This window comes from Myceligenerans halotolerans (genome assembly GCF_054782975.1).
This window is the reverse complement of record NZ_BAAGRL010000006.1, coordinates 614937-627979: the sequence shown is the minus strand read 5'-3', so window position 1 is coordinate 627979 and position 13043 is coordinate 614937. Positions and strand designations below refer to the sequence as shown.

At 70.6% G+C, this 13043-nt stretch carries 8 protein-coding genes and 1 pseudogene; all 9 read right to left on the bottom strand.

What is annotated here, in order from left to right; genetic code table 11:
* Positions 1-45: 45 nt before the first annotated feature.
* Positions 46-471: pseudogene (locus tag ACYVK5_RS06070) on the bottom strand (cytidine deaminase); the annotation flags it as partial.
* A gap of 4 nt (positions 472-475) precedes the next feature.
* Complete coding sequence (locus ACYVK5_RS06065) at positions 476-1783, bottom strand: ABC transporter permease (protein ID WP_460702806.1); 1308 nt, start codon at positions 1781-1783, stop codon at positions 476-478.
* On the bottom strand, positions 1780-3120 hold the full coding sequence (locus ACYVK5_RS06060; RefSeq protein WP_460702804.1) for an ABC transporter permease: 1341 nt from the start codon (positions 3118-3120) through the stop codon (positions 1780-1782). Before ACYVK5_RS06060 ends, ACYVK5_RS06065 begins: the two co-directional genes overlap by 4 nt.
* Positions 3117-4637: an ABC transporter ATP-binding protein gene (locus ACYVK5_RS06055; protein WP_460702993.1), complete on the bottom strand. Its 1521-nt coding sequence runs from the start codon at positions 4635-4637 to the stop codon at positions 3117-3119. The genes ACYVK5_RS06060 and ACYVK5_RS06055 overlap by 4 nt, the downstream gene beginning before the upstream one ends.
* Before the next feature lie 86 nt (positions 4638-4723).
* A complete protein-coding gene (locus ACYVK5_RS06050; RefSeq protein WP_460702802.1) occupies positions 4724-5800 on the bottom strand; it encodes a BMP family lipoprotein in 1077 nt (358 codons plus the stop codon).
* 175 nt (positions 5801-5975) lie between these two features.
* Entirely contained in the window at positions 5976-7220 is a 1245-nt protein-coding gene (locus ACYVK5_RS06045) for an amidohydrolase (RefSeq protein ID WP_460702800.1), read from the bottom strand.
* 556 nt (positions 7221-7776) lie between these two features.
* On the bottom strand, positions 7777-10356 hold the full coding sequence (locus tag ACYVK5_RS06040) for a tetratricopeptide repeat protein (protein WP_460702797.1): 2580 nt from the start codon (positions 10354-10356) through the stop codon (positions 7777-7779).
* Positions 10353-11672 carry a hypothetical protein gene (locus ACYVK5_RS06035; RefSeq protein ID WP_460702795.1) on the bottom strand — a complete coding sequence of 440 codons (1320 nt, stop codon included), beginning with the start codon at positions 11670-11672 and terminating at the stop codon, positions 10353-10355. Before ACYVK5_RS06035 ends, ACYVK5_RS06040 begins: the two co-directional genes overlap by 4 nt.
* A gap of 75 nt (positions 11673-11747) precedes the next feature.
* Positions 11748-12881, bottom strand: a complete 1134-nt coding sequence (locus tag ACYVK5_RS06030; protein WP_460702793.1) for a mannose-1-phosphate guanylyltransferase — start codon at positions 12879-12881, stop codon at positions 11748-11750.
* Positions 12882-13043 lie beyond the last annotated feature (162 nt).

Below are 13043 nucleotides of genomic sequence, written 5' to 3'. Positions count from 1 at the left end.
CGCGGCCGCGGGGTCGTCGTGCGGCTGTCCGCCCTTCACCCGCGCCAGGTCCTCGGGACCGAACGCCTGCGGCAGCACCTGGTCCATGGGCAGCACGCCCCGCGGGGTGTCGACCAGGAGTTCCGGCCCGCCGTGCTCCCACAGGAGCTGGCGGCAGCGGCCGCAGGCCATGATGACCCGCCCGTCGGCATCGGTGCAGGTGAACGCTACGAGCCGCCCCCCGCCCGACATCATCAGCGCGCTCACGAGCGAGCACTCCGCGCACAGCGTGACGCCGTACGCGGCGTTCTCCACGTTGGCACCGGTCAGCACCCGCCCGTCGGCGGCGACGGCGGCCGCCCCGACGGGGAACCCGGAGTACGGCGCGTACGCGAACCGCAGCGCCTCCCGCGCGGCTGCCCGCAGCGCCTCCCAGTCGGGGTGCGCGACGGCGGCCGGGGTACCCGCTCCGCCGTCGTCGGTGGTGCTCACCGGGTCAGCCCTTCACGTACGGCTGGCCGTTCGCGGCCGGGGGCCGCGACCGTCCGACGAGCCCGGCGACGGCGAACAGCGTCACCACGTACGGGACCATCAGCATGAACTGGCTCGGCACCGGCGACCCCACCACGCTCAGTACGTTCTGCAGGTTCGAGGCGAACCCGAACAGGAGACCCGCCATGGCCGCCCGCACGGGGTCCCACTTCCCGAAGATCATCGCCGCCAGGGCGATGAAGCCCGCGCCCGCGGTCATGTTGAGGCCGAACTGGTCGACCGCGACGGTCGTGTAGAAGGCACCGCCGAGCCCGGCGCACGCGCCGCCGATGAGCAGCGCCCGGTAGCGGGTGCGCTCGACGTCGATGCCGACGGTGTCGGCGGCCTTCGGGTGTTCGCCGACGGCCCGCAGCCGCAGCCCCCAGCGGGTGCGGTACAGCGCGAACCACACCCCGGCGACCACGAGGTACATCAGGTAGATGAGCGGGGCCTGGTCGAACAGCACCGGCCCGATCACGGGGATGTCGCTGAGCAGCGGGATCGTCCAGGAGCTGAACCGGGGGGCGCTGTTCAGCGCCGCCGTGTTCGGCACGAGCACCTGCGAGTAGAAGAACGACGTCAGCCCGAGGACCAGCACGTTCAGCACCACGCCGACGATGATCTGGTTCACCCGGTGCGTCACCGTGAACAGCGCGAGCACCAGCGCCACGAGCATGCCGGCCAGGACCGCCGCCAGCACGCCGCCGAACGGCGATCCGGTGATCGACCCGGCGATCGCGGCGGTGAAGGCCGCGGCCAGCATCTGCCCCTCGATCGCGATGTTGATGACGCCGGACCGCTCGCCGATCACGCCGCTCAGCGAGCCGTAGATGAGCGGCACCGCCCCCAGCAGCGAGCCGGACAGCAGGCTCACGATCGACAGGGTGCCGCTGCTGCCCGCGCCGGCCCAGGCGAGGAACCCGGTGAGGAAGACGGCGCCGAAGACCGCGATCGCCCAGATCGGCGTCCTCCGGTTCGCCAGCGTGCGGACCACGGAGTACGCGGCGATCAGCGCCATGACCACCAGGCAGACCCACGCCAGCGGCATCGCCGGGATCTCCAGCAGCGGGATCTGGATGGCGTCGGCGCTGCGCGAGAGGGCGAACCGCGTCACGCCGTCGCGCGGGGCGGCGACGAGCAGCAGGGCGAAGAGGGCACCGACGATGATCAGGCCGCCCGCGGCCTTCCACCCGACGTGCACCACCTGGCGCTTCTTGGTGCCGTCCGACGGCGGCGTCCCCGGCGTGCCCGGGGCCTCGACTGCGGCGCTCACGCTGCCGCCTCCTTCCTGGCCTTCCGGGCCTTTCGCGGGGTCCGACGACGTTCCGGGTCCGGCAGCCGGAAGATCGCGCGGACCAGCGGCGGCGCCGCGATGAACAGCACGATCAGGGACTGCACGACGAGCACGATGTCGTTCGGCACGCCCTCGGACGCCTGCATCGCCGTCCCGCCCGCCTTGAACGCCCCGAACAGGATCCCGGCGGCCAGCACGCCCCACGGGTTGGAGCCGCCCAGCAGGGCGACCGTGATCGCGTCGAAGCCGATGCCGGCGTCGATGTCCCCGCCGAAGCCGGTGGTGACCTGCCCCAGAACCTGCGAGGCGCCGGCGATGCCGACCAGTCCACCGGCCACGAGCATGACCTTCACCGTGTTCCAGGGGACGTCGATGCCGGCCACGCGCGCGGCACGGGGGTTCTCGCCCACCGCGCGGAACGCGAAGCCCTGCGAGGACCGGTTCAGCAGCCACCAGACGAAGACGACCGCGCCGAGTGCCAGCACGAAGCCCCAGTGCAGGTTGTACCGCTCCCCGAGCAGGCCGGGGAGCTGCGCCGACTCCGGTGTGGGCGGCGTCTTCGGGTTGTTCGACCCGGGGGCCTGCAGCAGGCCGGGCGTCGCCAGGAAGTAGGCCACCAGGTAGAACGCGATCCAGTTGAGCATGATCGTGACGATCACCTCGTGCGCGCCGGTACGGGCCTTGAGCACGCCCGCGATCCCGGCCCACAGGGCGCCGCCGGCGATGCCCGCGGCGACCGCGAGCAGCGTGTGCACCCCGAACGGGAGACCGGGGACGCCGAAGGCCACCCAGCCCGCCGCGGCGGCCGCGATGAGCATCTGGCCCTGGCCACCGATGTTGAGCAGGCCCGCGCGGAACGCCAGCGCCACACCGAGCCCCGCCGCGATGAGCGGCGTCGCGAAGTTGAGCGTCTCGGTGAGGGGCCGGATCTGCGCCGCGAAGCCGTCGGCGCGGGGGTTGAACACCGCGCCCCGGAACAGCGCGGAGTACGCGCCGCCGATGGCGTCGCCGAGCGCGACGAACAGGTCGGTGGGACGCGCGAAGAAGTACCCCGCCGCGGCGGTCACGCGCTCGTCCGTGAACGCGATCATGACCGACCCGACCAGCACGGCGAGCACGATCGCCCCGACGGCGACCGTCCACCGGTGGCTCATGGTCTGCTGCAGCGCGTGCGCCAGGCGGTCGGCGGTGTCCTCCGCAGCCTCGGGCCCGGTGGGAGTGCCCGACTCGCGGGCCACCTCCTGCTCGAGTTCCTCGGCGAGGCCCGGCTCCGTCTCCGGCCCGGGTTCCGGGTTGGCGTCCTTCTCGTGGCTCACGCGGCCTCTCCTCCGTGCTCGACGGGCGGGATCCCCGCCATCATCAGTCCGAGGGTGTCGCGCGGCGTCGTCGACGGCACGATACCCACCACCCGTCCGCGGTACATGACCATGATCCGGTCGGCCAGCGCGGTCGCCTCGTCGAGCTCGGTCGAGACGACGATCACCGGCACGCCCGCGTCGCGCGTGGCCACGATCTGCTTGTGGATGAACTCGATCGAGCCGACGTCGACCCCGCGGGTGGGCTGTGCCGCCACGAACAGGCGCAGGTCGCGCTTCAGCTCGCGGGCGAGCACCACCTTCTGCTGGTTACCGCCGGACAGCCGGCCCACCGGGGTGTCGATCCCCAGCGTGCGCACGTCGTACTCGGCCACGGCGGTGCGCGCGAAGTCGTCGCGGTAGGTGAGCTGCAGCGCGCCCGACCGCACGAACGGAGGACCGTCGGAGCGGTCCAGCATGAGGTTCTCGGCGATGGTGAACTCCCCCACCAGGCCGTCGTGCGTGCGGTCCTCCGGTACGAAGCCGACGCCGCGGTCCAGCACCTTGCGCACGCTCAGGCCCGTCAGGTTCCGGCCGTCGAGCGTGATGCTGCCCGACACGTCCTCCTGCAGGCCGAGCAGCGCCTCGGTGAGCTCGGTCTGCCCGTTGCCCTGCACGCCCGCGACGACGAGCACCTCGCCACCGCGCACGTCGAACGACACGTCGTCGACCACGACGCTCCCGGCCTCGTCCACGACCTGCAGGCCGCTGACCCGCAGCAGGTGATCGGAGTACCGGGGCTCGTCCTTGCGCACGGTCAGCTCGACGGCGCGGCCCACCATGAGCGACGCGAGCTCGGCGTCCGACGCCGTGGGGCTCGCCTCGCCGACCACCTTGCCGTGCCGCACGACGGTGATGCGGTCCGCCACCTCGCGGACCTCGCGCAGCTTGTGGGTGATGAACACGATCGCGGCCCCGGCGTCCCGCAGCTGACGCATGATCGTCATCAGCTCGTCGGTCTCCTGGGGCGTGAGCACCGCCGTCGGCTCGTCGAAGACCAGGACGTCGGCGTTGCGGGACAGGGCCTTGATGATCTCGACGCGCTGCTGCACGCCCACGGGCAGATCCTCGATCAGGGCGTCCGGGTCGACGTGAAAGCCGAAACGCTCCGAGATCTCCCGCACCTGCGCCCGCGCCGACTCGACGTCGAGCACGCCGCCGCGCCCCGGCTCGTGGCCGAGCATCACGTTCTCGGCCACGCTGAACACCGGCACCAGCATGAAGTGCTGGTGCACCATGCCGATGCCCGCGGCCATCGCGTCGCCCGGGCCGGAGAAGTGCTGGACCTCGCCGTCCAGCAGGATGTCGCCCTCTTCGGCCTCGTACAGCCCGTACAGCACGTTCATCAGGGTCGACTTGCCCGCGCCGTTCTCACCCAGCAGGCAGTGGATCTCGCCCGGTTCGACCGTCAGGTCGATGTGGTCGTTCGCGACCAGCGCCCCGAAGCGCTTCGTGATACCCCGCAGCTCCAGCCGCATGTTCTTCCTCTCAATCACTGACCCGTCCCATTGACGCACTCCGGGGCCGCGAGCGGCAAACGCGCGCGGCCCCGGAGCTACGACGGTCACTCGGCCAGGTAGGACTCCACCTCGACCGCGCCGCCGATGATCGACTCCCGCAGTGAGTCGACCTCGGCCACCAGCGTCGGGTCGACCTCGCCCTCGAAGTTGTGCAGCGGGGCGAGGCCCACGCCCTCGTTCTCGAGCGTGCCGATGTACGGCGTCGGGTCGAACGAGCCGTCCGCCGCCTGCTGCACGGCCTCCGACGTCGAGACGTCCATGCCCTTGAGGATGGACGTCAGCACGAGGTCCTGCGTGGCCGGGTCCGTCTCGTACAGATCCGCGTCCACGCCGATCAGCGCGACGTCCTTGCCCGAGTCCTCGATCGCGTTGATCGCGGACTGGTAGATCGGGCCGCCGACCGGCAGGAGCACGTCGACGCCCTGGTCGATGACGTTCGTCGCCGTGTTCTTGGCGTTGGCGTCGGCCGTGAAGCCGCCGGTGAACGAGCCCGTCTCGCCGTCCCAACCGACGACCTCGACGTCGGCGTCCTTGACCTCGTTGTAGTGGTCGACGCCCTGCTTGAAGCCGTCCATGAAGATCGTCACGGTCGGGAACTCCATACCGCCGAACGTGCCGACCTTGCCGGTCTCGGAGTAGCCCGCCGAGAGGTAGCCGGCGAGGAACGCCGCCTCGGCGGTGTTGTAGAGCAGAGGCTTGATGTTCTCCGCGTCGGTCTCACCGTCGAAGTCGGCGTCCGCCGGGTCGTCGATGAGGATGTAGTCGATGTCCGGGTTCGCGGTGGCGGACTCGATCGTCGCCGCCGACAGCGCGAAGCCGACCGTCACGATCGCCTCGCAGCCCTCGTCGACGAGCGACTGGACGTTGCCCTGGTACTCGCTCTCGGAGTTGGACTCGACCTCCCTGGTCTCCGCCCCGATCGCCGTGGCCGCAGCCTGCAGGCCCTCGTAGCTGAGCTGGTTGAAGCTCTTGTCGTCGAATCCGCCCTCGTCGGAGACGATGCACGGGAGGAAGTCGGTTGCGGCCTCGTTGCCGGTCTCCTCCTCGGGGGCGGCCCCGCAAGCCGAGAGTGCGAGTGCCGCAGCACCGGTCAGCGCGGTGAGCGCTACAGCCTTCTTCACCTGTTGCTCCTCGATGGACTCAATTCAGGGCCTCGGTCAGGCCCCGCAATGCACCGAGATTATCCAGCGTTGGTGACGTTCCGTGTATCGAGTCGATGACGACGACAAGTCGTTACCGAAGCGTCATCGAATAGGGGTGGTTCGTGTGGAACTTGTCACGCTCGGCGCGGCCGGGTCAGCGGGCGGCGTACTGGGCGAGCATGCGGACGCCGACGCCGATCGCGCGCTCGTCCACGATCAGGTCGCCCTGGTGGATGTCGTACGAGCGCCCGCCAGGGGTCCGCGTACCAAGCCGCGCCATCGTGCCGCGCACCTTCGTCAGGTACCAGCCGAAGTCCTCGCCGCCCATCGACTGCTCCGTCAGGACGATGGCGTCCGGGCCGACAGCCTCCCGGATCGCCTCCTCCAGCGCGGTGGTCTCCCCCGCGTCGTTGTCGACCGGCGGAACACCGCGGGTGTGGTGCACGGTGACGTCGACGTCGTACGGCTTGACGACCTGCTCGACGACCTCGCGCACGAGGTCGCCCGCGTTCTGCCAGGCGGCGACGTCGAGACAGCGCAGCGTGCCCTTGACCGTGCCGGTGGACGGGATGACGTTGGGCATGCTGCCCGCCTGCACCGTGCCCCAGGTCAGGTTGACTCCCGACCGGGGATCGAGCCGCCGCCCCAGCGCCGCCGGGACCTGCGTGATCACCTGGCCGAGCGCGAACACGACATCTCCGGTCAGGTGCGGGCGCGAGGTGTGCCCGCCGGGCGACGAGACGGTCACGGAGACGGCGTCGGCCGCGGAGGTGATGGAGCCGATCCGGGTGCCGATGGTGCCGACGTCGATCTTGGGGTCGCAGTGCACGGCGGCGATGCGTGCCACGCCGTCGAGCTCCGACGTGCCGAGGATGTCCAGCGCCCCGCCGGGCATGACCTCCTCGGCGGGCTGGAAGAACAGCCGCACCCCGCGGGTCAGCAGCCCCTCGGAGGCGAGCCGGGCGAGCACGAGGCCGGCGCCCAGGACGGTGGTGGTGTGGACGTCGTGACCGCACGCGTGCGCGACGCCGGGTGTCGTGGAGGCGAAGTCGACGCCGCTGGTGTCCTGGAGCGGGAGGGCGTCGAGATCGGCGCGCAGTCCCGTGCGGGCGCCGTCGCCGGGGCCGATGTCGCACACCAGGCCGGTGCCCTCCAGCAGGCGCGGGCTGAGGCCCGCGGCGCGCAGGCGCTCGGCCACGACCGCCGTCGTCCGCGACTCCCGGCGCGACAGCTCCGGGTAGGCGTGCACGTCCCGCCGGAACGCGACCAGCTCGTCATCCAGCTCGTCCGCGAGCTCGACCACCCGCCGCGCGACGATCGCGCGCGCCTCCCGGGGCGGGACGGTCGAAACGATCTGATCCAGCTCTGCGACGCTCACGGCGGGTTGGGTCGATGTCACCTGCCCCACTGTAACGGGGGTCACACCCCCGCGCGCTCTCGCGTCCCACGATCTGGGACCGGCATGTGGACCGGGTGGGAGGCGGAGTACAAGGCGGTCAGCGACTACGCAGGTCGGTGTGGTCGGTCCGGTGTCGAGTGGTCGGTCGGTTGTCCGTGCGGTCGGCCCCCCGAGCGACCGACCGCACGGACAACCGGCCGACCGCATCGCCTCTTGCTTGTTTTGGCGTGCGGGTGGGCGGCGAAGGCAAGGGGGCCGAAGGTGCTCTCGTGATTGGTGCTGAAGTGTTCCTCCAGCTCAGCCGTCAGCGACGAATCCGTGGTTGACCCGCTGGAGCGGGGTAAGGGTTCCGTCCTTGATACGTTGGCTGACTTCCCGCCACTCACGGACGACGCGGGGGGCGCCCGTCGGGATGCTCGGGCCAGTTGGTCCGGGTGATCGGCACACCTGAGTAGACAGGCTCGTAGCCCAGGCCAGGCAGCGGCCGGATCTTCCAGAACTGCGCTCCCGCACAGTTGTCGAACTTGATGGAGTCCGGGGTGGCGGCGTAGAGCCGTCAGTCCGGGTCGGATGCGCCCGTCAGCCGGGTGATGGCGGCCTGGAGATCGTCGTCGCCCTCCCAGTAGGGCGCGCCGACGGCGTCGCGCAGCGCGTGATCGGCGGCGAGGGCCTCACGATAGAGCGCGAGTGCGGCGTCGGTGTTCCCGGCATCCTCTTCGAGTTCCGCGACGCGGGATGCCGCTGCTCGATGGTCCGCGAGTGATCGGGGAGAGTCGTTCGTCATGCGCCGAATCGTCCGGTCCAGGGCGAGTGCCTCCTCGAACGTGCCGCGGGCGGCGACGGCTTCCCGAGCCTGCTGGATCCGCGCCAATCGGTCGAGGGCGATCGAGAGGCCGCGGAGGGTCTGGGGTGTGTCGCCGAGGGTGTCGCGCAGGCGGCGGTGCAGACCGACCGATTCGGTGGCGGCGGGCAGTGCCTCGTCGTACCGGCCCTGGTCGGCATGGATGTCGGTGAGCTGGTCGAGGGCGGCCGCGAGGTCTCGCAGGGTCTGGGGTGTGTCGCCGACGGTGTCGCGCAGGCGGCGGGACAGGTCGACCGATTCGGTGGCGGCGGGCAGTGCCTGGTGGTACCGGCCCTGGCCGGTATGGATGTCGGTGAGCCGGTTGAGGGCGATCGAGAGTTCGCGGAGGGACTGGGGTGTGTCGCCGAGGGTGTCGCGCAGGCGGCGTCGGTTGTCGACCGATTCGGTGGCGGCGGGCAGTGCCTGGTGGTACCGGCCCTGGCCGGTATAAATATCGGTGAGCTGGTCGAGGGCGATCGAGAGTTCGCGGAGGGACTGGGGTGTGTCGCCGACCGTGTCGCGCAGGCGGCGTTGGATGTCGACCGATTCGGTGGCGGCGGGCAGTGCCTGGTGGTACCGGCCCTGGCCAGTATAAATATCGGTGAGCTGGTCGAGGGCGATCGAGAGTTCGCGGAGGGTCTGGGGTGTGTCGCCGAGGGTGTCACGCAGGCGGCGGGACAGGTCGACCGATTCGGTGGCGGCGGGCAGCGCCTGGTCGTACTGGCCTTGGTCGGCATGGATGTCGGTCAGCTGGCCAAGGGCGATCGAGAGTTCGCGGAGGGACTGGGGTGTGTCGCCGACCGTGTCGCGCAGACGGCGTTGGATGTCGACCGACTCGGTGGCGGTGGCCAGTGCCTGGTCGTACTGGCCTTGGTCGGCATGAATGCGGGTGAGCTGGCCAAGGGCGATCGAGAGTTCACGCAGGGTCTGCGGTGTGTCGCCGACCGTGTCGCGCAGACGGCGTCGGATGTCGACCGACTCGGTGGCGGCGGGCAGCGCCTGGTCGTGCTGACCCTGGTCGGCATGAATGCGGGTGAGCTGGCCAAGGGCGATCGAGAGTTCGCCCAGGGACTGGGGTGTGTCGCCGACCGTGTCGCGCAGACGGCGTCGGATGTCGACCGACTCGGTGGCGGCGGGCAGCGCCTGGTCGTACTGACCCTGGTCGGCATGAATGTCGGTGAGCTGGTCGAGGGCGATCGAGAGATCATGCAGGGTCTGGGGTGTGTCGCCGACGGTGTCGCGCAGGCGGCGGGACAGGTCGACCGACTCGGTGGCGCTGGTAAGTGCCTGGTCGTACTGACCCTGGTCGGTATGGATGTCGGTGAGCCCGTTCAGGGCGACCGCAAGGTCGCGCAGGGCCGGCGGCGAACCGTCCGCCGGCGTCACGAGCCTCCGTCGCCACTCCACGGCCTGTTCGGCCGCGGTTCGTACGATCTCCATGTCCGGCGAGTCCGTCAGGATGTCAAGGAGCGCGCTCGTCTGCTCGTCGCCGAGCGGCACCTCGGCCCGGAGCGCCGCCCAGGCGTGACGTTGCGCCTCGACGTGCTCCTCGTCCAGTTCCATGGCGCGCGCCAGCCACGTGCGCGCCAGGGCGACGTCCCCGGGATCGGTCGCAGCCTGAAGGGCTTCCTGACCGGCATGCAGTGCCTCGCCGGCACGCCGGGCTCCGACAGCCCGGGCAGCGCGCCGCAACGGCTCGATCACAGCGCTTGACGGTGTCGCCGCCGGACCATCGACGATGTGCCACGTTCGATCCGACCCGGAGGACGTGTCGCCGCGACTCGCAACCTCGATGCCGGACTGCGCTTCGTGCGGCTGCCTGCGGAGCAGCTCTACGTCGACCGTCAGTGTGCGGATCGACCACAGGTCCGGAGCCGCGTCCCTGACGGTGCCGGACGAGCCCGGTGGGCACGCGATCAGCACGGCCGCGCGCCTGGCGCCACGCACCACGTCCCGCCGCTCGTTGAGCCGCTGCAGGAAGGGCACCAGCACGGCGTCGTCGGTGGCGTCGACCCACGTCGCGAACAGCGGTTCACGGGGCGTCGTCAGTGCCGCGAGCGCGGTATGCACGGGATCGCCGCCGTCGGCGAGGTCGATGACGTCGACCGGTTCGGCCCGGGAGCGTCCCAGGTCTCGGCAGCGTTCGGCCAGCTCGGCGATCTCGTGGCGCTGCGCGCCGAAGACGAGGGCGAGCCAGAAGCCGCCGTGCAGCGTCAGGCCGGCACGGATCTCGTCCCATACCCTCTCCAGCTCGGGACGCAGGTCCGCGGCGCCAAGGCGTGGCTGGGACGTCACGGCAGGCGGAGTGCCCTCTGGGCGAGAGGGTGCACCTCGTACCAGTTCTGGCCGTTCCGGTGGGCGAGCAGCATGTGGCTCTGCAGCAGCCTCGCCATCAGCTGCACGTCGCCGTCGTCCGGTTGCACGGCGCCGACGTCCGTCATGATGTCGTGCAGGAACTCGGCCTGCTTCTTGGTCATTGTCGCGAAATCGGGTGCGACCAGATCGATCGCCTCCCGCACGCGTTCCGTTCCCAGTGGCAGCTCCAGGCGGAGCCGCAGAATGAGCCCCACACAGCGCTGGAGCATCCGGAAGATGTCCCGGAGGTGACCCCCCGAGGCGAGCAGCAGCTCGTCGACGGCCGTCGGATCGGCGAAGATCTCGTCGACCGGAATCCGCTTCCTGACGACGTCACGCAACTCCGCGAGGTTTCGCTCCGTGATGTGGTCGCTGCCGCCCGTGCGAGTCCGCACATGCGGCACGGGAACGAACAGCCGGTTGTCGAACGGAAGCGCCCCCGGCGAGATGAACTGCAGATAGGTCGGAACCGTATAGACGAGGTGGTGGGACCCGAACCGGAGCTTGTCGGCATGATTGACGAACAGCGCCTCGATCGAACGCTGCACCTCGCCGTCGTCGTCGGTCGTCCCGCGCAGTTTCTCCAGGCCGTCCACGATGAGGACGGTGCCCTCGCCGAGCTCGTCCGGCTGCAGTTCGACGAGAAAGTCGGCGACCTCGTCGTAGAGCTGCTTGATGTTGTTCGCGAGCTTGCTGCGCAGCTCGTTGACGAACGGCCGGCTCGTCCGGATCTCGTCACCGAGCTTGACCGTGATCGACTGGCCGAGTGCCTGAGCTGTCACACCTTCGGTCGACACCGCGCCCTTGAACCCGGCGATGTCGAGGTCGATGCGCAGGCGCTTGAGCAACCCCGTGAGCCGATCGGTGAACCCTGGCCCCTTGGTCCGTCCCTCGGGCAGCGCGTCGTGCGCTCCCACGGCGAGCGCGATGAGGAACTCGGTGATGTCGAGCGGGGACGACTGGCTGATGTAGTCGGTGATCGGGACGACAGCAGCCTCGTATCCCCTCTGCTCGAGGTCGCGGCGGAGGCGGTACAGCTCCGTCGTCTTCCCCGAGCCGGACGGGCCCGTGAGCAGTTGTGTCGTCGTCGCGAGCGAGAGTTCGATCTGCTCCTGCATCCGGTCGACCGTGCCCCGCCCCGCCTCGTCGAGCTCGACGTAGAGCTTCTCGTCGGCCGGCTTGCTGACGTCGAGCGGCCTGTCGGGCTCGAGGTTCGCGGTCCATTCGCGGAGGCGGTCACGAGTGGGCGGGTTCACGCGGCAATCCTACGACTTTGCCGTTGGACAGCGGCCGGCGTGACGCGCCGTGTCGTCCGCCCCGGCCTATGACGTCTACAGCAGGTCGTCCAGATCCCGCGCTCGCACGCCGTCGACGATCTGCTTGACCTGCTGGGCCCGCGCCCGGGTCGTGACGAGCAGGGCGTCGGGTGTGTCCACGACGACGACGTCGTCCAGGCCCAGCACGCTGACCAGGCGGCCGCCCGCCGGGACGACCACCGACCCGGCGCTGTCGATCCGGATCACGTCGGCGGCGTCGCCGAGTACCTTGGAACCCCGGTCGTCGTCCGACGGGAGGAGCGCGGCGAGGGAGTTGAAGTCGCCGACGTCGTCCCAGCCGAAGGTGCCGGGGACGACGGCGACGCCGCCGGCGTCCGCGACCGGCTCGGCGATGGCGTGGTCGATGGCGATCTTCTCGAGGCCGGGCCAGACGTCGGCGAGCACGCGGTCACGGTCGCCGGCGTCCCAGGCCTTCGCGATGGCGCGCAGCCCGTCATGCAGCTCGGGGCGCTGCTCGGCGAGGTGGCCCAGCAGTACGGACGTCTTCACCACGAACATCCCGGCGTTCCACCGGTACTCGCCCGAGGTGATGTACTCCCGGGCGGTCGCGGCGTCCGGCTTCTCGGTGAACCCGCGCACGTGCTGCGCGCTGGGCGCGCCGTCGACGCCGAGGGTGCCGTCCGAGCGGATGTAGCCGAACGCGACGGACGGCCGCGAGGCCGCGATGCCGATGGTGGTGACGTAGCCGGCCCGGGCGGCGGCGACGGCCTCGCGCACGGCGTTCTCGAAGGAGGGCTGGCCGGAGATGACGTGGTCGGCGGCGAAGGAGCCGATCACGACGTCGCCGTGCCGCTCGGCCAGGACTGCGGCGGCGAGGCCGATGGCCGCCATCGAGTCGCGGGGAGAGGGCTCGGCGAGCACGTCCTGCTCGCCCAGGCCGGGCAGCTGCGCCCGGCAGGCGGCCACGTGGTGGGTGCCGGTGACCAGTACGACGCCGTCGTCGCCGGTGAGGGGGCGCAGGCGGTCCACGGTGGCCTGCAGGAGAGTGCGGCCCGAGCCGGTCAGGTCGTGCAGGAACTTCGGCGACTTCCTGCGGGACAGAGGCCAGAGCCGGGTCCCCGCCCCGCCCGCGGGGATCACGGCGTGGAATCCTTCGATGGGTCTGCTGGTCTCCGCAGGATTGCTCATGGAAGCAGCATAGTGACGTGGATTCGGCGGGCGACATCTCCCCTGTGCGATCAATCACAAATCGACCATGTCACGCCCCGGAACCACATCTCCGGGACGGTTGATGCGACCGGGTGTCACTACAGTGGGAGGCGCCTGCCTCATACGTTCACCGGAAAGCCA